This is a genomic window from Tsukamurella sp. 8F, from assembly GCF_029167375.1.
Classification (GTDB): domain Bacteria; phylum Actinomycetota; class Actinomycetes; order Mycobacteriales; family Mycobacteriaceae; genus Tsukamurella.
This window is the reverse complement of sequence record NZ_JARFTP010000014.1, coordinates 35368-61652: the sequence shown is the minus strand read 5'-3', so window position 1 is coordinate 61652 and position 26285 is coordinate 35368. Positions and strand designations below refer to the sequence as shown.

The window sequence follows — 26285 nt, the reverse complement described above, 5'->3', positions numbered from 1 at the left end:
TCGTGGCCTACGCACGCGACATCGGTCCAGTCCTGCTGACGGGCGAGCTGGTGCGCCTCGAGCCCCTCGCGGCCGCGCATGCCGACGGCCTGCGCGAAGCCGTCGCGGACGGGCGTATGTGGGACCGCTGGTACACGTCGATCCCGCGGCCCGACGGTATGGACGCCGAGATCGAGGGCCGTCTCGCACGGCGGGAACGCGGCGAGATGATCCCGTTCACCACCGTCGCGGCGGACGGCACGGTGCTCGGCATGACCACCTACTACGACTTCGACCCCGACGTGCCGAGGCTCGAGATCGGCTACACGTGGAACCGCCAGTCCGCGCACGGCACGGGCACCAACGCGGAGTCCAAGCTGCTCCTGCTCACCCACGCATTCGAGGAACTCGGGTGCGAGTGTGTGGGCTTCCGCACCCAGTGGGTCAACCATCAGTCGCGCGACGCCATCGCTCGCCTGGGTGCGAAGCAGGACGGCGTACTCCGCGCCCATCGCCGCGTCGCGGACGGAACGCTGATCGACGTCGTCCTCTTCTCCATCCTGCGATCGGAGTGGCCGGCGGTGCGCGCGCATCTGCGGCACCGATTGCGCCGACGGGCCGCGGCCTACTCTGAAGCACAGTGACTCAGGCGCTCACAGAGGACGATGTGCACCGCGCGGCCGACCGGCTCGCGGGGCGGATCGTACGTACGCCCACGATCGACGTCCCGGGCGAGCGCGCGCTCCTCAGCCTCGAGTTCCTCCAGCTCGCGGGCACGGTCAAGTACCGGAGTGCCCTCAACCGGATCCTCGCAGCGTCCGAGACCCGCAGGGTGCGCGGCGTCGTCGCGGCATCGGGCGGTAACGCGGCGGTGGCGGCGGCATACGCGGCGCGCACCATGGGCCTGTCGTCCAAGGTCTTCGTCCCCCCGTTCATCACCACCGAGAAGGTGCTTCGGCTCGCGAAGCTGGACGCCGAGGTCGTGCAGACGGGCTCCGACTACCAGGACGCCGAAGACGAGGCGCTCGCGGAGGCCGACGCCGCCGGGGCGTTGTTCATCCATCCGTACGACGGGATCGATGTGTGCGCGGGCCTCGGCACGCTCGCATTCGACCTGGTGGCGAGCGGCATCGGATTCGATACCGTCCTCGTCCCGGTATCGGGCGGCGGGCTGCTGGCCGGGCTCGCGGTCGCTCTGCGGGCGGCCGGCCGGAGTGATGCCCGGGTCGTGGGGGTCGAGACGTCCGGGTGCGCAGCATTCGCCGCAGCGCTCGCCGCGGGCGAGATCGTCGACGTGCCCGTGAGCGGCATCGCGGTCGACGGGCTCGGCGCGCCGCGAGCGGGTGCGGTCCCGTTCGAGGTGGCGACGCGCCTGGGGCTGCGCAGCATCGTGGTGGGAGACGGCGACGCCCTCGCCGCCCGGGACGAGTTGTTCGCCGAGCGTCGCATCCTCGTCGAGCTGAGCGCGGCCGTGGCGTACGCGCCGCTGATGTCGGGCGCGTACGTGCCCGAGCCCGACGAACGGGTTCTGGTGGTCCTCGCGTCCGCGAACGCATCGCGCGGATGACGGTGCACGCACTCTGGCGCCCCGGCGCCGGTCTGACGCTGTGGTTCGAGGGCCCGGGTGGCGATCCCACCGACGACCCCGATCCTGCTGGACTGCCCGCACCGGTCGCCGAGCTCGTGAAGGCGAGACGGCCGCAGCGGCCCGTCGCCGTCGTAGGTCGGGCTGGGCGGACGACGGTGCCCGCTGTCACCGTCGGGCCGGCGCGGGCGGCGGATCTTCTGCTGACGCTGGCGCCGGGCGATGGTGCGGGCGACCTCGACTACCTGCGCTGGGTCGCGGCGTCGGTCGAGCGGTTCGTCGCGGCCGGATCGGTGGCTCCAGCGCTGGTCCGCGCCGACGACGAGTGGTTGCTGCGCTGGGCGCCGCTTGCGACCCTGGCCTGGCGGACATGGACGCGTGCGGCCGAGACGGCTGCTCCGGAGTCGTTGCGTCGCAACGGCGAACTGGCTGCGGTCCTCGACCTCGCCACGGAGTTGACCGACCAGCTGTGCCGGCGCCGGCTCGGCGACGGGCCATGGGACTGGATCGGCTCGCCCGCGCTCCGGGCGCTTGCGGGCGGCCACGCGGTGAGCACGGGGGACGGCGTCGCAGCGGCGTCGGCGTGGGCGGAATGGGCCGGGACGGTCCGCACGACCGAGACCGCGCTGGTCCTGCGGCTCGTCGAACCCGATGCCCCGGGCGCGAGCCGGATGGCCGTACTCGAGCGGGACGAGCAGGCGGCCCTGTGGCGGCTGCAGGTGTGCCGGCGGGTCGACGGTGCGCCCCCCGAGCGGGTCGACGTGGGACGTATCGCCGCCGGCGAGCTGGACGACCTCACGGGCGAGCTGGCGCGTGCCCTCGCTGCCTATCCGCCGCTGCGGACCGCCCACCACGACGAGTTCTCGCTGGACTTCCTGCTGACCACGCCCGAGACGGAGGAGATGCTCGTCGAAGGCGCACAGCGCCTCACCGACGCGGGTTTCGAGGTACTGCTGCCCACGGCGATCGCGAAAGCCCGTGCGGCCCTCAGCCTGAAGGGTCGCGAACAGCCCGGCGCGACGTCCCTCACCGTACAGGCCGGGCTGGCCGAGATCCGGGAGTTCGTGTGGCAGCTGGCGCTCGGCGACGAGGTGCTCACCGCCGACGAACTCGCTGCGCTCTCGGATGCGAGTTCGGGCCTGGTGAAGCTGCGCGGACGATGGGTGCGCGCGGACCGTTCGACGCTCACACATGCCGCGCGCTTCGTCGCGCAACAGCGCGCGGCCGCTGAGTCGGGCAGATCGGCCGACCTGGGCACTCTGCTGGCGCTCATCGCCGATCCGGAGGCGCTGCCCGCGCCGCTCACCTCCGTCGACGGGCTGGGCTGGCTCGACACCGTCTACCGTGGCGGCGCGATCACGCCGGAGGAGGTACCGTCGCCACGCACCCTCCGGGCAGACCTGCGCCCCTATCAGCTTCGCGGTCTGGGCTGGCTGGCGACGCTGGCGCGCAACGGGATCGGTGCCGTTCTCGCGGACGATATGGGGCTGGGCAAGACGGTGCAGGTACTGGCGCTCATGTGCGCGGAGCGCGAGGCGGATCCCGAGTCGGCGCCGACGCTGCTGGTATGCCCGATGTCGGTGGTGGGCAACTGGGCCGCCGAGACCGAGCGGTTCGCGCCGCATCTGAGGGTGCTGGTGCACCACGGCGCCGACCGACGCAGGGGAGCCGCATTCGACGCCGCCGCCGCGGCTTCCGATCTCGTGGTCACCACGTTCGCGCTGGCCGGGCGCGACCGTGACCTGCTTGCCGGACGCACCTGGGGCCGCGTCGTCGTGGACGAGGCGCAACATCTGAAGAACGTGAACACCGTTGCCGCCCGCGCGATCCGCGCCGTTCCGGCGCGCCACCGCGTCGCCCTGACAGGCACGCCCGTCGAGAACCGCCTCGAGGATCTACGCGCTGTCATCGACCTGGTGAACCCCGGCCTGCTCGGCGGCCCCCGGACCTTCCGTAATCGTTATGCTCTGCCGATCGAACGCGATCGAGATCCGTATGCTGCGCAGCGCCTTTCGACTCTCACATCGCCCTTCGTGTTGCGACGCACCAAGACCGACCCCGCCATCGTTCCCGACCTGCCCGCGAAGGACGAGTTCGTCGTGCGTGCCAATCTCACAGCCGAGCAGGCGGGGTTGTACCAGGCGGTGCTCGACAGGCTCGCCGAGGAGCTCGCGGAGGCGGACGGAATGCCGCGCCGCGGCCTCGTCCTGGCCGCGTTGACGAGACTCAAACAGGTGTGCAACCACCCCGCGCACTACCTCGACGACGGGTCGGCGGTGCTGCGCAGGGGATCCCACCGCTCCGGCAAGGTGGAGCTGCTGGCGGACATCGTGGAGACGGTGGCCGCCGACGGCGAGCGGGCGCTCCTCTTCACGCAGTACGCCGCGTTCGCGCGCATGCTCGCGCCGTGGCTGGGAGCGGTTCTGGGCGAGGAGATTCCGGTTCTCGACGGGTCGGTCGCACGGATCGAACGCGACGCGATGGTCGCGCGTTTCCAGGCGGGTGATGGCGCGCCCGTGCTGCTCGCGACCGTGCAGGCCGGCGGTACCGGCCTGAACCTGACCGGCGCGAATCATGTGGTGCACGTGGACCGTTGGTGGAACCCCGCGGTGGAGGACCAGGCGACCGACAGGGCGTTCCGGATAGGGCAGACGAAGCGGGTGCAGGTGCGGAAGTTCGTGTGCGTGGGGACCCTCGAGGAGCGCATCGACGCCGTCATCTCCGCCAAGCGCGAGCTCGCCGACGCCACGGTGCGTACCGGCGAGTCCTGGCTCACCGAACTCGGTAACGACGAGCTGTACGAGCTGATCGCGCTGCGCGACGAGGCGGTGGGCGAGTAGATGGCGAGGAAGGCGGGGCAGCGCCGGATGGGTGGGACCTGGTACACCAGGATCCTGATCCGCCAGGCTGAGGACCGAACCGAGCGGCGAAAAGTAACATACGCGCGGCGACTCTACAACGAGCGCAACGTCTTCCGGGTCGCGGTGCGTGACGCCGGCATCACGGCGACCGTGCAGGGGACACAGCTCGATCCGTTCGCCGTCGCGCTGCAGCGTGCACCGGGCGATGCCGAAGTCGTTCTGTCCCTGCTTGCGGGCCGGAACGCGACCGGGGAGGTGATGGCCGTGGCTCGCGGCGATCTCGGGAGAACCCTGGGCGGCCTGGTCCTGCCGGAATCGGCGTCGGATGTCGTCGTATCGTGCACGTGCCCGGACGACTCGGGAGCCTGCACACACGCTCTCGCCGCGACCTACGAGGCCGCCGCCGCGATGGACACGGACCCGGCACTCGTGCTGGAGTTCGCCGGGGTGCCGTTGTCGTCCCTCGTGGCGCGCCTGACGACGGGCGAGCGACAGGGGGACAGGCCGCCGGGCGCCCGCGCCCCGGCCGTGCCCGGGCCGGCGGAGGCGGACGCGGGCGGGTTCTACGGTGACGGCTACGACCTGCCGTCACTGCCGGAGCCCGCCCCCGTCGACCCGCCCGTGCTCCTCGACGGCGCCGTGCTGCGAACCGCTCTGCGCCGCTCCGGTACCCGGTCTACCGATCTTGTCCAGGCGAGCGAGGAACTCGCCGAGCTCTACGCACGGATCCGGGAGCCGCGTTCCCCGTAGCCGGCGCTCGGCGGCTCGCCGAGTATCACGTCGGCATTCGGCCGTGCGACCCGGGCGACACGCCATCGCAGCAGGTCGGCGCGGCGGATGCGAAACCTGTCGGTGGGGCTCACTACCCTTTGGGAAAGACATTCGGACCGAGGGGCGGATCCGCGGCGAAGGGAGGCGACATGCGGTTCGTGCATACGGCGGACTGGCAGCTCGGCATGACGCGCTACTTCCTGGACACGGACGCGCAGGCTCGCTACACGGACGCGCGGCTGGACGCGATCACGCGGATCGGTACGGTCGCGTCGCACCACGGAGCCGAGTTCGTGCTCGTGTGTGGCGACGTGTTCGAGGACAACCGGCTCGCCCCCGCGGTCGTCGCCCGTAGCCTGGACCGCATCGCCGATCTGCCGGTCCCGGTCTATCTGTTGCCCGGCAACCACGACCCACTGGACGCCGCGTCGGTCTACACGTCCGAGCACTTCCGCCGACACGTGCCAGGCAACGTCGTAGTCCTCGACAGCGCGGGTGTGCACCCGGTGCGGGACGGCGTAGAGATCCTTGCGGCCCCCTGGTTCAGCAAGCATCCCTCGGCGGATCCGCTGACGGAGGCGCTCGCGGCGGCGCCGCGGCCCGCACGTGGCGTCGTCCGGATCGCCGCGGGGCACGGTGGCACCCTATCGGTGGGGCACCGCGATCAGCGGCTCATCGACGTGGCTGCTGTGGGCGCTGCCATCGACGCGGGCCGTCTGCGGTACGTCGCGCTGGGCGACCGCCACTCTGTGACCGAGGTCCGGCCGGGCGTCTGGTATTCGGGTGCGCCCGAGGTCACGAACTTCGACCACATCGAGCCGGACTCGGGTTCGGTCCTGCTGGTGGACACCGACACGGTGGACGACTCCGGGATGGTGACGCCCGAGCCGATTCCGGTGGGTACGTGGGCATTCCGCTCGCGCGAGATGACACTCGGGTCGTCGGCGGACGTCGAGCGCGCCGCTGCCGAGCTCGCGGCGCTGCCGGACAAGGACCGGACCGTGCTCAAGCTGGCCTTCACGGGCACGCTGGATCTCGCGGCGAAGGCCGCGCTGGACGGCGAGCTCGACTCGCTGCGCGCTCGGTTCGCGGCCGTTGAAGCGTGGCCGCAGCGTACGGATCTGGCGGTGCTGCCGGGGCACGACGAGTTCGCGGCGCTCGAGCTGACCGGTCCGGCCGCCGCGTCGGCGGACGAGCTGACCGGTATCGCCCGTGGGCATGGCGCGGACGCCGAGGACGCGTCCGCGGCGCTGGCGCTGTTGTACCGGCTGGCAGGAGGTGGCGCGCGATGAGACTGCATCGGCTGAAGGTCACCGACTTCCGCGGCGTCGCGGCTCGTGAGGTCGAGTTCGCCGCTACCGGGGTGACCCTGCTGACCGGCCCCAACGAGGCCGGTAAGTCGTCTCTGCTCGAGGCGCTCGGGCTGCTGCTGGAGGTGAAGTCGACTTCGAAGTCTCGGCGGGTCGAGGCCGTCCTGCCGGCGGACAGGGACGTCGCGCCCGAGGTGGAGGCCGAGCTCACCGTCGGCCCTTATCGCTTCGTCTACGCCAAGCGGTGGTACCGCAAGGCGGCCACGACGCTCACGGTTTCGGAACCCGCGCCGCAGCAGCTGACCGGTGGCAGTGCCGAGAGCTGGGTGCGATCCGTGCTCGACACCCACGTCGACCCCGACCTCCTCGCCGCGCTCACCGTCCTGCAGGGCCCCGCTCCCGGCCAACCCGAGCTCCGCGACAGCACGGCTTTCGCCAGTGCGCTGAGTCGCACCGCGGCGCCCGACGATGCGCACGCCGACGCCGACGGGTCGCTCTACGATGCGGTCGCCGCGGAGCGTGCGCGCTACTACACGCCCACGGGCCGTGAGACGGGCGAGCTGGCGCAGGCGCGCGCGCGTGCGGCTGGCGCGACGGCTGCGGTCGACGCCGCCCGCGTCGCACTGGCGGATGTAGACGCAGCCGTCGCCCGGCACCGGCAGGCGGTGGCGCAGCTCGAGGAGGTCGTGGCAGAGTCCGAGTCCGCCGCGGCCGCGCATGCGGCGCTGACCGAGGAGGAGACGCGTGTGTCCGCGCTTCGCGCGGAGCTGCGGCAGGCCCGCAGCGCGGCGGAGACCGCTGAGCACCGTGAGCGGCTCGTGCACCGTGAGCTCGCGGCCCGCCGAGCCTTGGCGTCCCGGCACGAGGACGCGGCGGCGCGCGGAGCCGAGTTACGCGCGGCGCGCGACCGGGCACTCGCCGACCGCGACGTCCGCGCCGCCGAGCTGACATGGATGTCCACCACGGTCGACGAGCTGGGTGTGGTGGCCGCGGACCGGCGCGAGCGGAAGGCGCAGGCGCAGTTCGTATTCGACTACGCGCGCGAGGCGTCCCGCTACCAGCGGCTACACGAGCGGATCGAGGCTGCCGAGTTGCTGGAGAAGGAGGTCGGCGCGATCCGTGCGCGGATGTCGGAGATCGTCGTCGACCGCCGGGTGGTGCAGGCGGTACAGGCCGCCGAGCAGCGCGTCGAGCGCACGCAGGCCAGGTTCTCGGCGCTCGCCGCAACCGTGCGCCTGGAGCGCCTCGGGTTCGGGGACGTCATGGTGGACGGCAGGCTGATCGGTGAGGAGCCGGTGGAGCTGGTCGCGGGAGATGGAACCGTGATCGATGTCCCCGGCGCCGTGCACATCGAGATCCGCCAGCGGGGGGAGAGCGCAGCCGCTTCGGAGGAGCTGCGGACCGCGACCGCCGAGCTCGGCGCCGTGTGCCGCGATGCAGGGGCGGCGTCGCCGGACGAGATCCGCGAGCTCTACGAGGCGCGCCTGCAGCTCGAGGTCGAGCTGCAGGAGACGCGAATCGAGCTGGCGCGGACGCTCGGTGACGATCAGCTCGACGCGTTGCGCGCACAGCTCGTCGAGACGAGCGAGCTGCTTGCCGAGCTGGAGGCCGCCGCGGGCGGCGAGGCGCTCGACGTGTCGATCGACGAGGCGAAGCAACGGCACCTCGCGGCGGTGGCCGACGAGCTGTCGGCCCGGCGGGCCTACGAGCAGGCCGGCGCCGGCCTCGAGCAGCACCAGAAGGAGCTGCGTGCTGCCGACACGCAGGCGCAGGTCGCCGCGGCGCACCTGGCCGCGCTGGACGAGACGCTCTCCGCGGCCGCGGCTGAGCTGGCGGCAGACCGCGAGCGTGCCACAGACGAGGAGCTGGAGGCCTCCGCGGATGCCGCTGCCGAGACGGCACGAGCCGCCGACAGCGAGTACGCCCGCCTCGATGAGGCGGCCCGCGCGGCTGATCTCGACGGTTTCGCCGAACGGCTCACCCGTTCTGGGCGTCGTGTCGAGCGCGCCCGGCTCGCCGAGGCGGAGGCGCGTGGAGCGCTGTCTCGCACCGAGGGACTGCTGGATTCGTACCGCTCGGAGGGCCGCCGGGATGTCGCGGACGCCGCCGAGCGCGAACTCGCCGTCGCCGGGGAGGTCCTGAGCGCCGTGGCGGCCCGTGCCCGGGCGGCGGACCTGCTGCACCGCACCCTGGCACGGCATCGCGACGAGCAGCGCGCGCGGGTGCAGAGGCCGTTCCAGGAGGCACTGGAATACCTGGGGCGCAACGTGTTCGGTGATCGGCTGACCATCACTGTGGGGGATGACCTGGCGATCGCATCGCGCACTGTCGACGGCGTGACCGTTCCGTTCGCGTCCCTGTCCGGCGGCGCGCAGGAGCAGCTGGGCATCCTCAGTCGCCTCGCGTGTGCGCGCCTCGTGGACGCGGACGACGGCGCCCCCGTCCTCATCGACGACGCGCTCGGTCACAGCGATCCGGAGCGTCTGGCCGCGATGTGCGAAGCGATCGCGGCCGCCGGTCGCGATGCGCAGGTTATCGTGTTCAGTTGCGATGCAGAGCGATTCGCCGGGCTTCGCGGGCGAGACGGCGTCACCGAGATCGACGTGCCCGGCGCAGAGCTTTAGCTGCGGTCACCGCGCGGAGTCGACCTTCTGCACGACCAGGTCGGCGAGGTCGGCCGAGATGGTGCCGGGGTTCCGACTGCAGTTCGTACCGAGCGCCAGCACGTTGCGGTCGATGCGCATCGACTTGGTGCAGCGCCACAGCGTTTTCGCGTCGGCCGAGGTGTTGGTCCAGTTCAGGCGGGTGGCGTCGTTCACCTCGACCGTGGCGGTCCAGCGTCCGCTGCCGTTCTCGTCGGTCTGATTGAACGTAGGACAGCCGACGACCGTCGATGCGATAGCGGCCAGCGCCTGCTTGGCGGCGTCGACCGTCGGGTACACGGCCGCGCCCACCGTGGCCGACGAGGAGAAGCTTGTGAACGTCCCATTCGTGAAGGGCTGCCACGCAACGGATTGAGCTGTTCCCCAACCGGACTGGGCCATCGGGGTCACTGAGACCTTGCACGTGTCGGGGGTTGCACTCGCCTCCGCCGCCGCACGTGTGTTCATACCGGCGACGGCCTTCATGGTCTGCAGCGTGATCCTGGAGATCTCGTCGCCGGAGGGGAGCACCGTGGACGGCACTACCCGCAGCAGTGGTGTCTCGCTCGTCGATGCGGCGGACGAGCTCGCGGCCGTGGTGCCGCTGCCTCTCGTGAACAGCACGGTCGCCACGACAGCTCCTGCGAGGACGATGGTTCCGACCACGATCGCCGCGACGATCGCGATCGTCCTGCCGGGCCCTCCGCCGCCGGGGCCGCCCGGCACGGCGTAACCGCCGGACTGTTGCCACGAGCCCGGCCAGTCGCCGGTCGCCTGCCACTGCCCCGGCGGTTGACCGCTCACCGGAAGGTTCGGTCCGGAGGGCTGGCCCACGTGGGGGTAGTGGGGTCCGGAGGGCTGGCCCGCGACGGGGTAGTGGGGTCCGGAGTGCTGGCCGCCTGCGGGGCCCTGCGAGCCGGGCGGTTGCGCAGTCGGGTGGGTCCACGTGGGGTCGTAGCGTGGGTCGTTCGTCATGGTGGCCTCCCGGCTACTTCGCGGCCTTGGCCTTCTGCACGATGAGATCCGCCATGCGCTTGGGGCCGTCTACGGGGTTGGACGCGCATTGTTGCGCGAAGGAGACGAAGTTCCCGACCACCTCGATCACCTTGGAGCACTTCCAGGAGGACGAGGCGTCGGTCTGCGTCACGACCCACGCGAGCGAGTCGTCCCCGTCCTTCGCATCCGAGACGCTCCATGCGAACGCGGTTCCGTTGCTGACGACCGTGTAGCTCGTGCACCCGTGCACGGCCTCGGAGACCTTGGTCAGGGACGTCTTCGCCGCCGCCGGCGTCGGGAACACGGCAGCGGCGGTGTAAGCACTGCCCTGCAGGTTGTCACCGGTTCCGTTGGTGTAGGCCTGCGTGGCGACCGATTCGGCGTCGCCCCACCCCGATGTCGTGGCGATGCTGCGTGCAAGCGCGCAATTCGCGGGCGTCGTCACCGCATCCGAGATGACAGAGGTGTACACGTCGCCGTCGAGGGTCATCGGTTGCAATGTCAGTTGCGTGACCTCGGCGGCGGAGGGCATCACGGTCGAGGGCACGACCCTGATGTTCGGCGCCGAACTCGATGCTGCCGCAGCGGACTCGGCGGCCGAGTCGGACCTCACCCCGCCGCGCGTCGCGAACACCACCACAAGGGCGATGACGACCAACACGATCACTACCGCGCCTCCGATGAGGAGCGCGAGGTACTTTCGCCCTCCGCCGCTCCCGCCCGGGCCGCCCTGGTACAGCTGCGCGCCGTACTGCGGGCCCCCGTAGTGCTGCCCGTACTCGCCGCCCTGATAGCCCTGCCCGTACTGCTGGCCGCCCGAGTACTGGCCGTCGGGGTACTGCTGGCCGCCCGAGTACTGCCCGCCCGGATACTGCTGGCCGCCCGAGTACTGCTGGCCGCCCGGATACTGCCCCTCAGGGTACTGCGCACCCCACTGCGGCCCGTTCGTCACGACACCCTCCTCCGTCGCCAGGTTCGCAGTCAACCTAACCCACCAGCGCTTGTCGGACGGTTGGCCGTTACTGATTCGCGTCGTAAGAGGGAGGTGCGGTGACCTGCACACTCGGTTCTCGAACGTCCTCCCGCAGCCGGAACTTGAGCACCTTGCCCGCCGGGTTGCGGGGGAGTGCGTCGACGACGTCGAGCCGGCGGGGGAGCTTGTACCCCGCGAGGGAGTCCTTCGCGAAGTCCCGGATCTCCTCGAGCGTGAGCTGGGCCCCGGGCTTCAGGGCGACGACGGCGGTGACCGACTCACCCCACTTCTCATCGGGCGTGCCGATGACCGCGACCTCGGCGACCGCGGGGTGCCGGTACAGCACGGACTCGACCTCGGCGGGGTACACGTTCTCGCCGCCCGTGATCACCATGTCCTTGACCCGGTCGACGACGGTGACGTATCCGTCGTCGTCGGCCTGCCCCACGTCGCCGGTGTGGAACCAGCCGTCGGAATCGATCGCCGCCTCCGTGGCGTCCGGGCGATTCCAGTAGCCCGCGGTGACCTGCGGCCCGCGCACGCACACCTCGCCGCGTTCGCCGGGGGCGACTCGCGCACCGTCGGGAGTCAGGAGTGCGACGTCGGAGAGAGGCAGCACCGCGTGCCCGGCGGCGCCGATCCGCTCGGCGGTCTCATCGGTGCGCATGACCAGCGCGAGCGGGGCCGTCTCGGTGAGGCCGTAGCCCTGCGCGAACGGCACGCCCCGTTCGTTGTAGATGCGGATCAGCGGCTCGGGGACCGGCGCGCCGCCGCAGACGAAGCTGCGCACGGACGACAGGTCGGCGTCGGCGAAACCCGGCACCTGCGACATGAACAGGAACATCGCCGGCACCCCGAACATCGTCGTGACGCGGTGCCTCGCTATCAGCTCGAGCGCGCCCGCCGGGTCGAACGCAGGCATGATGACGAGCTCGCCGCCCTTCTGCAGGGTGAGCAGCGTGGTGACGTTGAGCCCGCCGATGTGGAACATCGGCGCCACGACCAGCGACACGTCCGTCGAGAGCGTGTCGAGGGAGAGCAGGGAGTTCATGTTGTTCCAGAACAGATTCCCGTGGGTCAGCATGGCCCCCTTGGGGCGCCCCGTTGTGCCCGACGTGTACATGACGACGGCCACGTCGTCGGCGCCGGGGTGGACGGGTTCGGCCAACGGTTCGCGTGCTGCGATCAGGTCGTCGAGCGTCTCCCAGCCCGCCACCGGCGTCAGCGCGATCGCTCGGCGCACGCCCGCCGTGGCCCGCACCGGGTCGACGGCCGCTGCCCTGTCGGCGTCGGCGATCAGCGTGTGGACTCCGGCGTCCGACAGGATGAACTCGAACTCGGGCCCCGTCAGGCGGAAGTTGATCGGCACGAAGACAGCCCCGACCCGGCTCGCAGCGAACATCGCTGTGAGGAAGTCGGGGTGGTTGAAGCCCACGTAACCGACCCGGTCGCCCACCCCGACCCCGCCGGCGGACAACTCGGCTGCGAGTCGATCGATCCGCTCCAGGAACTCGCCGTAGGTCCAGGTCCGGTCCTGATAGGTGACGGCCCGGCGGCGTGCGCTCGACGCGGCACGGCGGCCGATCCACGAGCCGAGGTCCATGGGTGGGATGACGGGCACGCGAGCCTCCTCGTCGTCGGGTGTGTCACCCGCAATCATCTCGGCTGTGGATGGCGCGCGCGTCCGCTTTCGCCGGATACGCCGTCTACCGCGAGCTCGGATGCGGCGCGCGGCGCGGAGACCGGGATCCGGCGGCGCGCTCGCCTACCATGGCTGCACGAGCGGCTGAGGCCGTGGCGGATGCCGCGGCCGGGAGGAGATGCATGCGAGACCGGGCGGACGCCGGTGTGGGCCCAGCGACGGGGCAGCCCGCCGCGGACTCGACGTCGGGTGCGGCAGCCGACCCGGACCTGAGCGTGCTGTGCCGCGGCCTCGCCGGGCGGTGGGCGACGGTGCTCGACCACGGCGGCAAGGCCGTGCTCGTCATAGGTCTGCTGCTGACGATCGCCGCAGCCGTCGTCGGCGCGGGTGCCTCCGCAACGTTCTCGGACGGCGGTTTCGCCACGCCCGCGACGGAGTCCGGCCAGCAGAATGCGGCCGAGCGTGCGGTGTTCGGCGCGCGCTCCGTGGACGTCGTCGCCGTCTACTCGAGCCCGACGATGACGGCGAACGACCGTGCCTTCCGGGCCGCCGTGGACAAGACGGTCGCGAAGTACCCGAAGGACGCCGTCGCGGCCGTCGACACGTACTACACGACCCGATCGCCGGCCATGGTCAGCTCGGACGGCCACGCCGTTCAGGTGTTGATCTCCCTTCGGGGCGACGGCTCGAAAGCCCTGTCAGACAGCTATCAGCAGCTGCGCCCGTATCTGACCGCGATAACTCTCGGCACCCAGCTGACCGGGCCGTATCCCCTGTTCGAAGAGTCCAATCAGATAACGCAGGCCGACCTGCTTCGTGCCGAGCTCATCTCGATACCACTCGTGCTGCTGCTCGCGCTGGTGATCTTCGGCAGCGTCGTCGCGGCGCTCATGCCGCTGATGGTCGGTGTGGTGGCAGTGCTCGGTGCGATGGCCGCCTTGCACTTCATCGGCGACATGACGGACGTGTCGTCGCTGTCCGTCAACGTCGTGACTCTCCTGGGGCTGGGCCTGGCCGTCGACTATGCGCTGTTCGTCGTCAGCCGGTTCCGCGAGGAACTCGACGCCCGTCCAACCGACTACGACTCGCACGCGGTCCTGACGGTGACGATGCGGACCGCTGGTCGCACGGTCCTGGTGTCCGCACTGACGGTCGCGGCCGCCCTCAGCTCCCTGCTGGTGTTCCCGCAGGCGATTCTGCGGTCGATCGCCTACGGCGGCATAGCCGCAGTCCTGGTCGCGGCTCTCGCGGCAGTGACGCTGCTGCCCGCGGCACTGGCCGTGCTCGGTCACCGCATCAACGCCTGGCCGGTCCCGATCTTCGCCCACCGCAAGCGAGGCGAGCACGCGGACGCCGGGCGTTGGGAACGGTTCGCGGAGGCGGTCATGCGGCGGCCGAAGACGTGCCTCGTCGTGGTCGTCGTGATCCTCGTGGCGCTGGGCCTGCCCTTCCTCGGCGCGCGCTGGGCGGGCTCGGACTATCACGTCCTACCGCCGTCCGCGAAGGTGCATCAGGACAGCGTGGCCGTCGCGCAGGAGTTCGGCGTGGACCAGTCGACCGCCAACATCATGGTCACGGGAGCCAACGATGCGACCGTCAACGACTACGTCGCGCGGCTGCGGATCATCCCGGGTGTGCGGGGCGCGGACCTCGTCACGTCCGTGAAGCCGGGCGCGCAGGCCGCGACTCCCCACGGTACGGACATCGCCCGCGACGGCGCCTGGCTCGTCCGCGTCGGCTGGTCCGGCGGCTCGCAGTCCGACGATTCGCAGGCTCTGGTGCGGACGTTGCGCGCGACGCTGCCGCCGTACGGCGGGAAGGTACAGGTGGGAGGTCCGACGGCAGAGACGGTCGACATGCTCGACACCATCTCGGGCGGGTTGCCGGCGATGCTGCTCGTCGTCGTCGCCGTGATGCTGGTGCTGTTGTTCCTGGCGTTCGGCTCGGTGGTGCTGCCCGTGAAGGCGGTGCTGATGAGTGCGGTCTCGATGTTCGCCTCGTTCGGCGTGGTCACATGGGTGTTCGGCGACGGGCACCTGGAGAAGGTGCTCGGATTCTCGAGTACCGGCGCCCTCGACCCGACCGTGCCGATCCTCATGCTTGCGGTCCTCTTCGGCCTGTCCATGGACTATGAGGTGTTCCTGCTGTCCCGTGTGCGCGACGAGTGGGATGCCACCGGCGACAACACGCGCTCGGTCGCGGTAGGCCTGGCCAAGACCGGCCGCATCATCACCAGCGCCGCACTGTTGCTCGCCCTCGTCGTCGGGGCATTCGCACTGAGCGGCATGTTGTTCATGAAGGTGCTCGGCATCGGGATGCTGGTCGCGTTGCTCGTCGACGCCACGCTCGTCCGGGCCGTGCTCGTGCCTGCCACGATGAAGCTGCTCGGCGACTGGAACTGGTGGACCCCGCGGTGGCTGCGGCCGTTCAGCAACAACCGATTCCTGCGTCATACCGAGGAGCATCGGCGGTCCGATCCGCAGCGCGCCGCGGAGCAGCGACGGTCCGCGCGCTCTGCTCGCGCGGCGTCCGGTGCCGCAGCGGCGGGTGTCGGCGTCGCGACGGGGGCCGCGGTTTCGAGCGCCGCCGAGCAGGCCGGTGCGGGCGCGGCCAGGACGGACGAGCTGCGTTTGCGCCGCACCGGCGTCCTGCACGAGGTCGGGGAGTCGGCCGAGGTCACGCCTCCGCCGCCCAGCGACCCGCCGACGGTGCGGTTCCCCCGCATCGCCGCGGGCCCGCAGGGGGCGCCGCCGGCGCCGGCGCCTGATTCGGCGGGCGGCCGACGACCCGAACCTCTCGAGCCGGTGACCCCGCCGACCGATGCTGCTCCGTCGGCACGTCCGGCGCCCGACCTCTCGGAGGCGCCGACGGTGCCGTTCCGGCCGAACCGGCCGGGCACGTCGGAAGAGCCCGGCGCCCAAGCGGAGTCCGCCGACCCGGACGAGCCCGGTGTGGCGAAGGAGCCCAGCACCTCCGAGGTGCGCGACGAGGCACGTCGGCCGCGCCGGCCACGGCCCGACCCGCGCGACTGGGCCGACGCGCGGGACCGGGCGAAACCGCGTCGCTACCCCGCTGCGCCCGGCCGCGACACCCGCCCCGACCGCTGAGTCCCATGTCCCAGCCGGAGGAGTGCCGGCAGCGCGTCCGCGTCAGTCGAAGTGGATGGACGCGGGGTCGGTGACTGCGCCTGCCGCTCGCGCGGCACACGCGAGCATCAGAGCCGCGGCGGCGGCGCCGGGATCCACGACGCCTCGCGCGACGTCGCCCACGTAGGACGCGCGGCCCCGTCGTGCCACGGCATCCCGGGTGGACTCGGCGCCCTCCCGCGCCGCTGCGGCGGCGGCTTCCAACGCGGCGGCCGGGGCCTCGCCGGCGGCCGCTGTGAGCGCTTCTGCCGCCGGCGCCAGCGCGTCGACCATCGTCTTGTGACCGACCCGGGCCCTGCCGTACCTCTGCACCGTCGCTGTGCCGCGGCTGAGTCCCTCCGAAAGTTCTTGCACGGTCGGTGATCCCGATTCCGTGGAACGTGCGAGATCGCGGAAGAACATGCCGAACAGTGGGCCGCTCGTGCCTCCGGTGCCGAGGAAGCCTCGCGATACGCACGTCATCCAGGCCTGGAAGGTCTGTGGCGCTGCGGTCTCCACCTCACGCTCCGCTCGTTTGAACGCCGACGTGAGATTCGTACCGAAGTCGCCGTCGCCGCTGCGACGGTCCAGTTCCCCGAGCTCGGACGCCGCCGACCCCAGGAAGGTCGCCGACATCGCCAGGGTCCAGTCGCGTCCGAACGCGCTAGGGAGGGGGTCGGTCATCGCGGGATCTCCTCACCAGGTCAGTGCGGGTGTACGTACGGGCGCATCCCAGAGGTCGGTGAGCTCGTCATCGGCGGGCGTGAGGGTCACGGAGAAGCCGTGCATGTCGAGCGAGGTCACGTAGTCGCCGACGAGGTTGCGCCGTACCGTGATCCCGCGGTCGGCGAGCAGTCGATGCACGGCTCGCGTGACGATCGCGAGCTCGATCGGTGTCTCCCCGCCCAGGCCGTTCACCACGGCCAGCACCGCCGCGCCGCGTCGCAGACCCAGGTCCTCGACCAACGGCTCGACGAGGCTCGCCGCCAACTCGTCCGCGGGCGCGAAAGCCGCTCTGCGTACGCCTCGCTCGCCGTGAATACCCACACCGAGTTCGATCTCGCCGGCGTCGAGGTCGAACTGCGGATCGTCGGAGCCGGGGTGCGTCCCGGCCGCGAGTGCGAGGCTCATCGTCCGAGAGTGGCGAGCGGTGCGGCGCGCGATGGTCGTCACCTGCCGCAGGTCGCCTCCGCGCTCCGCCAGAGCACCCGCGACCTTCTCGACGATCACCGTCGCGGTCGTCCCGCGGCGCCCGGGCGCGTCCGGATCGGAGGTGTCGGTCGCGAGATCGTCGTCCACGAGGACCATCTCGGTCTGGACGTCGTGATCCCCCGCGAGCTCGCCCGCGATCGTGAAGTTGAGCACGTCGCCCGTGTAGTTCTTGACGATCTGGACGACGCCGCGGCCGCTGTCTGCGGCGATTGTGCCCTCGTGTACCTGCAGCGCGGTGGGGCTTGCGAAGACGGCACCGGCCACGGCCACGTCGAGCATGCCGACGCCGACGAGACCGACGTGCAGCGGCTCGTGCCCGGATCCGCCGCCGGAGACGAGCCCGACCTTGTCGCGGGCCGGTGCGGCGCGTGTGATGAAGCCGTGTTCCGCGTTGTACCGCAGCAGGTTCGGGTGCGCCAGGGTGAGGCCTTCCAGGGCCTCGGAGATCACGGCGTCTGTGCTGTTGATGATGTGCCGTCTCACGTCGCGTACTCCCGTCGCAGGGTTCCGCCGCGATGCTACCCGGGTCAGGCGCCATCCGGATCGAACGGTGTCTCCTGGTATACGCAGTAGTTCAACCAGTTCGTGTAGAGCAGGTTCCCGTGTCCGCGCCAGCGGTTGAGCGGGGTAGCGGAGGGATCGTCACCCGGGAAGTAGTGGGCCGGGAGCGGGACCGAGAGACCCTGTTCGCTGTCGCGAAGGTATTCGCCGGCGAGGGTGTCTGCGTCGTACTCCGGATGACCGGTGACGAAGACCTGACGACCGTCCGAGGTGGCCGCGAGGAAGACGCCCGCCTCCTCGCTCACCGCGAGCACGTCTACCTCATCGGTGGCCTCGATATCGGCGGCGTGGACATCCGTATGCCGCGAGTGCGGTGCCAGGAACTCGTCGTCGAACCCGGTGACGACCGGCGACTTCACGCCGGTCAAACGGTGGCTGAATACCCCGGAGATCTTCTGCGGCACTTCGTATTTGCCGATGCCGTAGTGGTGGTAGAGGGCGGCCTGCGCGCCCCAGCAGACGTGCAGGGTCGACTGCACGTTGCTGCGCGTCCAGTCCAGGATCCTGGTCATCTCGGGCCAGTAGTCGACGGCTTCGAAGTCGAGCCTCTCGATCGGTGCACCGGTGATGATCAAGCCGTCGAAGTGCTTGTGGGCTACGTCCTCGAAGGTCGAGTAGAACGCCTCGAGGTGCTGTGACGACGTGGTCCGGGAGATGTGGCTGGCCGGATGTAGCAGGGTGATCTCGATCTGCAGCGGAGTGTTGCTGAGCACTCGCAGCAGCTGGGTCTCGGTCGTGACCTTCATCGGCATCAGGTTCAAGATGGCGATGCGCATCGGGCGGATGTCCTGATGCCCGGCGCGTTCGTCGGACATGACGAAGATCTTCTCGGCCTCGAGAACGGCCGTGGCGGGGAGGTCGTGCGGCACCGTGACAGGCATCGTGGGACAGTCTAGTTCAGCGTCGACGAGGCCTCGACTGCCTTGGGGCGGTTCGGGACCGGACCGTCTCGTCTGCCGCCGATCGTCGACTCCCGATCGGGTCAGCCGTTGCCCGCGCGGTGGCGCGGTCGCGATTCCGGAGGCGTGGCGAGCAGGTCGCGGATCTCGACCAGTAGCTCGGCCTCGGTGGCGGCGCCCGCGTCGTCGCCCTCCCTGGCGAACCGCGCTTTCATGTGTTCGTACGGCATGACGAGCAGGAAGTAGATGACCGCGGCGATGAGCACGAAGTTGATCGCGGCGGTGATCACGGCGCCGAGGTTCAGTTCGGTCGCCTTGTTGCCTGCCCGGATGGTCCATGCCAGCCCGGCGGTGTCGGGGCCTCCGCCGATCGAGGCGATCAGCGGCTGCACGATGTTGTCGGTGAACGCCTTCACGATCGCGGTGAACGCGGCGCCCATGACGACCGCTACCGCGAGGTCGAGGACGTTCCCCTTCATGAGGAAGTCTTTGAATCCCTTGAGCATGATCGAATGTTACATGCACTATCGATCTGGTTTCCGTGCCGAGGTCGGCCGCAGATGGCACACGCTTGCGGTAGGTCGCTAGTCTGGGTAACAGGTTATCGCCCTGAATGGTGTACAACATGCGCTGGGCGGAAGGCTTCGGCGAGAGGAGTGTTGCTGTGTCCGCTGATTCGCGGTCAGGCCGGCAGCCCCGGCATATCTGGATGGCGCTGGCGCTGGTCGTAACCTTGGTCGTCGCCGTGATCATCGCCATCGGGTTGAGCTGGATCGCGGCCGTGATGTTGGTCGTCGGCGTCGTGGTGTTCTGCGCCAGCATCGACTATCTGATGCGCGACCTCGGGCGACGACGTGGCCCGGCACGTCGGTCCCGGCATAGCGGCGCCGGGCTGGATGTGGAGAGGGGCTGAGGGCAGTAACGGCCGGGGTGCCCCCGGCAGGATTCGAACCTGCGGCCTTCTGCTCCGGAGGCAGACGCTCTATCCCCTGAGCTACGGGGGCTCGGGGCGGTTGCCAGATTAGCGCATACGGACTCGGAACCCGAAACCGAGAGGTCAGCGTGCCACGTCCCGAAGCCGGGCGGCACGCTGTGTGTGGAAGCGTCGTTTCGTCGGCCTGGGATGGCGGGGTTCACGCGCGGTGGCTCGGGTACGGTCGTCGTCCTGCCTGTCATGATGGATGGTCGACGCAATAGGATGGTCGCCTGTGACTCCCGCCGATCTCTCGCAACTGCTGCACGCCTCCGCCACCGCGGTGCTGAGCGAACGCGGTCTCGACACGTCCGTTCTGCCGGAACAGGTCACGGTCGAGCGGCCGCGCAACCCCGAGCACGGCGATTACGCGACCAACCTGGCCATGCAGGTCGGCAAGAAGGTGGGGGCGAACCCGCGCGAGCTGGCCGGTTGGTTGGCGGAGGCCGTGGGGGCCACCGACGGTGTCGCCGAGGCGACGGTGGCCGGTCCGGGATTCCTCAACATCCGCCTCGCTGCGGACGCCCAGAACGCCTTGATCGCGACGGTGCTGGAGCAGGGCGAGGCGTTCGGGCGCACGACCGATCTTGCGGGCGAGAAGATCGACCTCGAATTCGTGTCCGCCAACCCCACCGGGCCCGTCCACCTGGGCGGCGCGCGTTGGGCCGCCGTCGGTGACAGTCTGGGGCGGGTCCTCGAGGCGCAGGGCGCGGACGTCACGCGCGAGTACTACTTCAACGACCACGGGGCGCAGATCGACCGCTACGCGCGCTCGCTCGAGGCCGCGGCTCTCGGCGGCGAGACCCCGGAAGACGGCTACGCGGGTGACTACATCGGCGAGATCGCCGCGCGGGTCGTGTCCGGTCGCGACGGCATTCTGGACCTCCCCGAGGCCGAGCGCGTCGAAGCGTTCCGCGCCGACGGTGTCTCGCTCATGTTCGACCACGTCAAGCGCACGCTGCACGAGTTCGGCACGGACTTCGACGTGTTCACGCACGAGGACGAGATGTTCGCCGACGGCCTCGTCGAGAAGTGTGTGCAGCAGCTGAAGGAGTCGGGCAACCTCTACGAGGCCGAGGGCGCCTGGTGGTTGAAGTCCACGGACTACGGGGACGACAAGGACCGCGTCGTCATCAAGTCGGATGGGAACCCCGCGTACATCGCGGGCGACATCGCCTATGTCAAGCACAAGTTCGATCGCGGCTTCACGCTCGCGATCTATATGCTGGGCGCCGATCACCACGGCTACATCGGCCGGCTGCGCGCCGCCGCGGCCGCGATGGGCTACGACCCCGAGCGGGTCGAGGTGCTCATCGGCCAGCTGGTGAACCTCGTACGCGACGGCCGGAAGGTCCGGATGAGCAAGCGCGCCGGCACCGTGATCACCCTCGACGACCTCGTCGAGGCGGTCGGCGTCGACGCCGCGCGGTACTCGCTCGTGCGCTCGTCGGTGGACACGTCCATCGACCTGGATCTCGATCTGCTCACCCAGGCGAGCAACGAGAATCCCGTCTACTACGTGCAATACGCGCACGCGCGGCTGTCCGCCATCGCTCGGTCGGCGGCCGAGTTGGGGATAGAGCCTTCGACGGAGCACCTCGGCCGCCTCGACCACGCGCGTGAGGGAGACCTGGTCCGCACGCTCGGCGAGTTCCCGGCGGTGATCGCAGCCGCCGCGCGCCTCCGCGAGCCGCACCGGGTAGCGCGCTACCTGGAGGAGCTTGCGGGCACCTATCACCGGTTCTATGGCGAGTGCCGGGTCCTACCCATGGGCGACGAGGAGCCCACCGATCTGCATCGTGCCCGGGTGGCGCTGTGCGCGGCTACGCGCCGAGTGATCGCCAACGGCCTTGCGCTGGTAGGGGTCTCGGCCCCGGAACGGATGTGACGATCATGGTGAATGCCGCCGCACTGCCGGTACGCCCGGTCGACGCCGACGCGAACAACGCTCTTGCGCCGCACGTCTGGCCCGCGCACGCCCGTCGCTTGGACGACGGTGAGGTCAGCTTCGCCGGGGTCCGGGCGAGCGAGCTGGCTGCCGAGTTCGGGACGCCTCTGTTCGTGATCGATGAGGAGGACTTCCGTTCGCGCTGTCGCCGCATGCGCGACGCGTTCGGGCCGGGATCGCGAGTCCACTATGCCTCCAAAGCCTTTCTGTCCAAGCAGGTCGCGATGTGGGTCGAGCAGGAGGGGCTGAACCTCGACGTCTGTAGCGGTGGCGAGCTCGCCGTAGCCCTGCTCGCGGGTTTCCCCGCCGAGCGGATCGCATTGCATGGCAACAACAAGTCGGTCGCCGAGCTGGAGAGTGCGGTGACCGAGGGCGTCGGCCACGTCGTCGTCGACTCGCTCGCGGAGATCGACCGCTTGGGCGCCGTCGCCGCCGCAGCCGGACGCGTGCAGGACGTGCTGGTGCGCGTCACGCCCGGGGTGGAGGCGCACACGCACGAATTCATCTCGACCGCGCACGAGGACCAGAAGTTCGGGTTCTCGCTCGCGGCGAACGGCGCGGAGGTCAGCCCCGCGATGGCGGCCGTGGACCGTGTGTTCGCGGCGGACAGCGTGCGGCTCGTCGGGTTGCATTGCCATATCGGTTCCCAGATCTTCGATGTGGACGGGTTCGAGATCGCCGCGCATCGGGTCGTCGGGCTGCTGCGCGACATCATCGCGCGGCACGGCGCCGACAAGACTGCGCAGATCTCGACGATCGATCTCGGTGGAGGGCTGGGGATCGCCTACGCCGCCGACGACGATCCGCCGCCCGTCGAGGATCTTGCGGCGAAGCTGCTCGGCATCGTCGAGGCCGAGGCGGCCGCGGTGGGCGTCCCGACGCCACACCTCGCCGTCGAGCCCGGTCGCGCGATCGCGGGGCCTCCCGGCGTCACGCTGTACACCGTCGGGACACTGAAGGACGTTGCGGTAGATGGCGGAACGCGTCGTTACGTGTCCGTCGACGGCGGCATGAGCGACAACATCCGTCCGGCGCTGTACGGCGCGGTCTACACGCCCACGGTCGCCGGACGTGCCCCAGGCGGCGAACCGACTGTGTCTCGCATTGTCGGAAAGCACTGCGAGACAGGAGATATCGTGATCCGCGATGCGTGGACACCCGGCGAACTCGCCGAGGGCGACCTGCTTGCGGTGGCCGCGACCGGCGCCTACTGCTATTCGATGGCGAGTCGCTACAACATGCTCACCCGGCCGGCTGTGGTCGCGGTGAAAGACGGTGCGGCACGGCTGATCCTGCGCCGCGAGACCGTCGACGATCTGGTGGATCTGGAGGTGGAATGATGGCTGACTCTGCGCAGGCTCCCCGTGAGCTGGGGATCGCACTGCTCGGCATGGGGACCGTCGGCACCGAGGTGGTGCGGATCGTCACGGACGAGGCAGCAGACCTCACCGCCCGCATCGGTGCCCCACTGAAGATTCGCGGGATCGCCGTGCGCGACACCGATAGGGACCGCGGCGTCGACCCGGCGCTGCTCACCAAGGACGCCGCCGCGCTCGTCGCGCGCCCGGACGTCGACATCGTCGTCGAGGTGATGGGCGGCGTCGAGCCCACCCGTGAACTGTTGCTGGCGGCTCTGCAGGCAGGCAAGTCTGTCGTGACGGCCAACAAGGCCCTGCTCGCGGATCACACGGGCGAGCTCGCCGACGCCTCCCGCAAGGCCCGTGCAGACCTGTACTTCGAGGCCGCCGTCGCCGGCGCGATTCCGGTCGTCCGCCCGCTACAACAGTCTCTGGCCGGCGACGAGGTGCAGCGCGTCGCGGGAATCGTCAACGGCACGACGAACTTCATCCTCTCGGCGATGGCAGACAGCGGCGACGACTACGAGATCGCCCTGAAGGAGGCCACTCGCCTCGGCTACGCGGAGGCCGATCCGACAGCAGATGTCGAGGGCTACGATGCCGCCGCCAAGGCGGCGATCCTGGCGTCGATCGCGTTTCACACCCGCGTGACGGCGGCCGACGTACATCGCGAGGGGATCACCGGTATCACCGGCGAGGACATCGCGTCCGCGCGCGACTTCGGTTGCGTCATCAAGCTTCTGGCGATCTGCGAGCGGCTGACCGATGCCGCTGGGGCGGAGAAGGTCTCGGCGCGTGTGTATCCGGCGCTGTTGCCGACCGCGCATCCGCTGGCGACCGTCAACGGCGCGTACAACGCGGTATTCGTGGAGGCGGAGAACGCGGGCCGGCTGATGTTCTACGGCCAGGGTGCCGGCGGCGCGCCGACCGCGTCGGCGGTGCTCGGCGACCTGGTGATGGCCGCGCGCAACAAGGTGCACTACGGGCGCGGTCCACTCGAATCGGCGTACGCCAACGTGGCGATCGCGCCGATCGGCGAGGTGCGCACGCGCTACTACGTGGCGATGAGCGTCGCGGACCGGCCCGGCGTGCTCAGCACCGTCGCCAACGAGTTCTCGTCGCGCGGTATCTCGATCTCGACGGTGCGGCAGCACCCGCTGCCCGCCGACGACGACGTGCCGCCCGACGGCCCGGAGACCCTCACACAGACCGGCGAGGGCGCCCGCCTCGTCGTGCTCACCCACAACGCCTCGGACGCGGCCCTTTCCGCGACCGTCGAGGCCCTGGGCAACCTGGACGTGGTAACGGCCGTGTCCTCCGTCCTGCGTCTGGAGGGAACCGATGAGTAATCCGCACAACCCCGTTCACAACGCGTGGCCCGGCCTGATCCAGGCCTATCGCGACCGGCTGCCCGTCGGCCTTTCGTCGTGGGATCCGGCCTGGAGGCCGATCACCCTCCGCGAGGGGGCGACGCCTCTGCTGCCGGCGCGCGGACTGTCCGAGCTGACGGGCTGCGATGTGCACCTGAAGGTCGAGGGGCTGAACCCGACGGGGTCGTTCAAGGACCGCGGCATGACGATGGCCGTCACCGCGGCGCTGGCGACGGGGAAGAAGGGTGTGCTGTGCGCCTCCACCGGCAACACCTCGGCGTCCGCGGCCGCATACGCGGCGATCGCGGGACTCGAGTGCGCCGTCCTGGTGCCTAAGGGAAAGATCGCGATGGGCAAGCTCGCGCAGGCCGTCGTGTACGGGGCGCGGATCATCGAGGTGGACGGCAACTTCGACGACTGCCTCGAGCTGGCACGCAAGACCACGTCCGAGTTCGACACGATCGAGCTGGTGAACTCCGTCAACCCGGTGCGCATCGAGGGACAGAAGACCGCGGCGTTCGAGATCGTCGACGCCCTCGGCAAGGCTCCCGATGTGCATGCCCTGCCGGTCGGGAACGCGGGCAACATCACGGCGTACTGGAAGGGCTACAGCGAGTACCACGCCGACGGGATCGTGTCCGCACGCCCGCGCATGCTCGGCGTGCAGGCGGCGGGCGCCGCGCCGCTCGTGAACGGTGCGCCGGTCAAGGATCCCGAGACCATCGCGACGGCGATCCGCATCGGCAGCCCCGCCTCGTGGAACCAGGCGATCGCCGCCCGGGACGAGTCGGAGGGGCAGTTCCGTGCCGCGACCGACGACGAGCTGCTCGAGGCGTACCGCCTCGTCGCTGCCACCGAGGGTGTGTTCGTCGAGCCGGCGTCGGCGGCATCGGTCGCCGGCCTGCTCGCGGCGACGAAGGACGGCTGGATCGAGCCCGGCTCCACCGTCGTGTGCACGGTGACCGGCAACGGCCTCAAGGACCCGGACACCGCCTTGAAGGGCGTGCCGGAGATCGCCTCCGTAGGTGTCGACCCCGTGGCTGTCGCGGCCGCGATGGGGCTGGTCGAGTGAGCCTGGCGGGGGAGGAGCGGGACCGGGAGGTGACGATCCTGCCCGTAGGCCTGACGGCCACGGTGACGGTGCCCGCGTCGAGCGCGAACCTCGGGCCCGGCTTCGACTCGTTAGGCCTCGCGCTCGGCCTGTACGACGACGTCACGGTCGAGACCACCGACGGTGGCCTGACGGTCACGGTCGAGGGCGAGGGCTGGGAGTCCGTGCCGACCGACGAGACGCACCTCGTCGTGCTCGCCCTGCGCCGGGCGATGACCTGCCTGGGTATCGCTGCTCCCGGACTGAACCTCAAGTGCCACAACCGGATCCCGCATTCTCGGGGGCTCGGTTCGTCGGCCGCGGCGGCCGTCGCCGGGATCGCTGCGGGCACTGCGCTGGCCGCCGAGGGGGGCGTTCCGCGCAGTCTCACGGCCGGCGAGATGGTGCAACTGTCCGCCGAGTTCGAGGGGCACCCGGACAACGCGTCCGCGAGTGTCCTCGGGGGAGCGGTCGTGTCGTGGACCGGTCCCGGACCCGCTTACGACGCCCGGCGCATCGAAGTGCACCCCGATGTGAAGGCCTACGCGTTCGTCCCCGACGTCGAGTCGTCGACGTCCGTCACGCGCGGTCTGCTACCCGACAAGGTTCCGCATGCAGATGCCGCGTTCAACGCGTCGCGGTCCGCCCTGCTGGTCGTGGCGCTGAGCCAGGCCCCCGAACTGCTGCTCCCCGCCACCGACGACCGTCTACACCAGGGCTACCGCGCCGGGTCGATGCCGGCGTCGGCGGCGCTCGTCGCGGATCTGCGTGCGGACGGCGTCGCGGCCTTCGTATCCGGTGCGGGCCCGACGGTGTTGGCCCTCACCGCGTCGCCCCTGCCGGGCGAGCGGAGGGAGTCCGCGCAGGCCGCGGGCTTCACCGTCCGCGAGCTGTCCGTCGCCGACGGTGTCTCGATCGCGGACAGCTGAGCGCGAGCAGGACACGACCGCCGGGCGGCGTGGACACGCCGACGGGGTGGCCGTGACGCAC

General features: G+C 70.5%; 20 protein-coding genes and 1 tRNA gene. 13 read left to right on the top strand and 8 right to left on the bottom strand.

The genetic code is table 11. The annotated features are described in order from the left end of the window. Positions 1–2: 2 nt before the first annotated feature. The 6 genes from P0W64_RS12705 (at position 3) to P0W64_RS12680 (ending at position 9130) form a co-directional block, all read left to right on the top strand. The gene (locus P0W64_RS12705; protein WP_275480491.1) at positions 3–623 is read left to right on the top strand and encodes a GNAT family protein; all 621 of its coding nucleotides are present in this window, start codon (positions 3–5) and stop codon (positions 621–623) included. Further along, a complete protein-coding gene (locus P0W64_RS12700; protein ID WP_275480490.1) occupies positions 620–1546 on the top strand; it encodes a pyridoxal-phosphate dependent enzyme in 927 nt (308 codons plus the stop codon). The genes P0W64_RS12705 and P0W64_RS12700 overlap by 4 nt, the downstream gene beginning before the upstream one ends. Further along, positions 1543–4404, top strand: a complete 2862-nt coding sequence (locus P0W64_RS12695; RefSeq protein WP_275480489.1) for a DEAD/DEAH box helicase — start codon at positions 1543–1545, stop codon at positions 4402–4404. Before P0W64_RS12700 ends, P0W64_RS12695 begins: the two co-directional genes overlap by 4 nt. Then, the gene (locus tag P0W64_RS12690; protein ID WP_275480488.1) at positions 4405–5175 is read left to right on the top strand and encodes an SWIM zinc finger family protein; all 771 of its coding nucleotides are present in this window, start codon (positions 4405–4407) and stop codon (positions 5173–5175) included. It begins immediately after the preceding gene. Between the two features lie 170 nt (positions 5176–5345). Then, positions 5346–6488 (top strand): metallophosphoesterase, encoded by a 1143-nt coding sequence (locus tag P0W64_RS12685; protein ID WP_275480487.1) that lies wholly within the window; start codon positions 5346–5348, stop codon positions 6486–6488. After that, positions 6485–9130, top strand: a complete 2646-nt coding sequence (locus P0W64_RS12680) for an AAA family ATPase (RefSeq protein WP_275480486.1) — start codon at positions 6485–6487, stop codon at positions 9128–9130. The genes P0W64_RS12685 and P0W64_RS12680 overlap by 4 nt, the downstream gene beginning before the upstream one ends. A 6-nt stretch (positions 9131–9136) precedes the next feature. Here P0W64_RS12680 and P0W64_RS12675 read toward each other — a convergent pair whose 3' ends face one another. From P0W64_RS12675 to P0W64_RS12665, 3 genes are all read right to left on the bottom strand, one after another. Then, positions 9137–10123 (bottom strand): sensor domain-containing protein, encoded by a 987-nt coding sequence (locus P0W64_RS12675; RefSeq protein WP_275480485.1) that lies wholly within the window; start codon positions 10121–10123, stop codon positions 9137–9139. 13 nt (positions 10124–10136) lie between these two features. Further along, positions 10137–11096, bottom strand: a complete 960-nt coding sequence (locus P0W64_RS12670; protein ID WP_275480484.1) for a sensor domain-containing protein — start codon at positions 11094–11096, stop codon at positions 10137–10139. Positions 11097–11163: 67 nt separating this feature from the next. Next, a complete protein-coding gene (locus P0W64_RS12665; RefSeq protein ID WP_275480540.1) occupies positions 11164–12720 on the bottom strand; it encodes a long-chain fatty acid--CoA ligase in 1557 nt (518 codons plus the stop codon). A gap of 221 nt (positions 12721–12941) precedes the next feature. Here P0W64_RS12665 and P0W64_RS12660 point away from each other — a divergent pair, with 221 nt between their 5' ends. After that, the gene (locus tag P0W64_RS12660) at positions 12942–15866 is read left to right on the top strand and encodes an efflux RND transporter permease subunit (RefSeq protein WP_275480483.1); all 2925 of its coding nucleotides are present in this window, start codon (positions 12942–12944) and stop codon (positions 15864–15866) included. 42 nt (positions 15867–15908) lie between these two features. Here P0W64_RS12660 and dhaL read toward each other — a convergent pair whose 3' ends face one another. The 4 genes from dhaL to mscL all read right to left on the bottom strand — a co-directional run bounded on the left by dhaL (position 15909) and on the right by mscL (position 19062). After that, the gene (dhaL, locus tag P0W64_RS12655; RefSeq protein ID WP_275480482.1) at positions 15909–16568 is read right to left on the bottom strand and encodes a dihydroxyacetone kinase subunit DhaL; all 660 of its coding nucleotides are present in this window, start codon (positions 16566–16568) and stop codon (positions 15909–15911) included. Positions 16569–16580: 12 nt separating this feature from the next. Beyond that, positions 16581–17579 (bottom strand): dihydroxyacetone kinase subunit DhaK, encoded by a 999-nt coding sequence (locus P0W64_RS12650; RefSeq protein ID WP_275480481.1) that lies wholly within the window; start codon positions 17577–17579, stop codon positions 16581–16583. Positions 17580–17623: 44 nt separating this feature from the next. Then, positions 17624–18538: a homoserine O-succinyltransferase gene (gene metA, locus P0W64_RS12645; RefSeq protein WP_275480480.1), complete on the bottom strand. Its 915-nt coding sequence runs from the start codon at positions 18536–18538 to the stop codon at positions 17624–17626. Between the two features lie 101 nt (positions 18539–18639). Continuing rightward, positions 18640–19062, bottom strand: a complete 423-nt coding sequence (mscL, locus tag P0W64_RS12640; RefSeq protein WP_275480479.1) for a large conductance mechanosensitive channel protein MscL — start codon at positions 19060–19062, stop codon at positions 18640–18642. A gap of 107 nt (positions 19063–19169) precedes the next feature. Here mscL and P0W64_RS12635 point away from each other — a divergent pair, with 107 nt between their 5' ends. Continuing rightward, entirely contained in the window at positions 19170–19469 is a 300-nt protein-coding gene (locus P0W64_RS12635; RefSeq protein WP_275480478.1) for a hypothetical protein, read from the top strand. Between the two features lie 18 nt (positions 19470–19487). Here P0W64_RS12635 and P0W64_RS12630 read toward each other — a convergent pair. Beyond that, positions 19488–19560, bottom strand: a tRNA-Arg gene (locus tag P0W64_RS12630). A gap of 204 nt (positions 19561–19764) precedes the next feature. Between P0W64_RS12630 and argS the strand changes: the two genes are divergently transcribed. Genes argS through thrB form a run of 5 tightly spaced genes read left to right on the top strand, consistent with a single transcriptional unit; the run spans position 19765 to position 26224 of the window. Further along, complete coding sequence (gene argS / locus P0W64_RS12625; protein WP_275480477.1) at positions 19765–21417, top strand: arginine--tRNA ligase; 1653 nt, start codon at positions 19765–19767, stop codon at positions 21415–21417. A 5-nt stretch (positions 21418–21422) separates the two neighbouring features. Then, complete coding sequence (gene lysA / locus P0W64_RS12620; protein ID WP_275480539.1) at positions 21423–22817, top strand: diaminopimelate decarboxylase; 1395 nt, start codon at positions 21423–21425, stop codon at positions 22815–22817. Next, complete coding sequence (locus P0W64_RS12615; protein WP_275480476.1) at positions 22817–24184, top strand: homoserine dehydrogenase; 1368 nt, start codon at positions 22817–22819, stop codon at positions 24182–24184. The genes lysA and P0W64_RS12615 overlap by 1 nt, the downstream gene beginning before the upstream one ends. Then, entirely contained in the window at positions 24177–25277 is a 1101-nt protein-coding gene (thrC, locus tag P0W64_RS12610) for a threonine synthase (RefSeq protein WP_275480475.1), read from the top strand. Before P0W64_RS12615 ends, thrC begins: the two co-directional genes overlap by 8 nt. Then, positions 25274–26224 (top strand): homoserine kinase, encoded by a 951-nt coding sequence (thrB, locus tag P0W64_RS12605; protein WP_275480474.1) that lies wholly within the window; start codon positions 25274–25276, stop codon positions 26222–26224. Before thrC ends, thrB begins: the two co-directional genes overlap by 4 nt. Positions 26225–26285 lie beyond the last annotated feature (61 nt).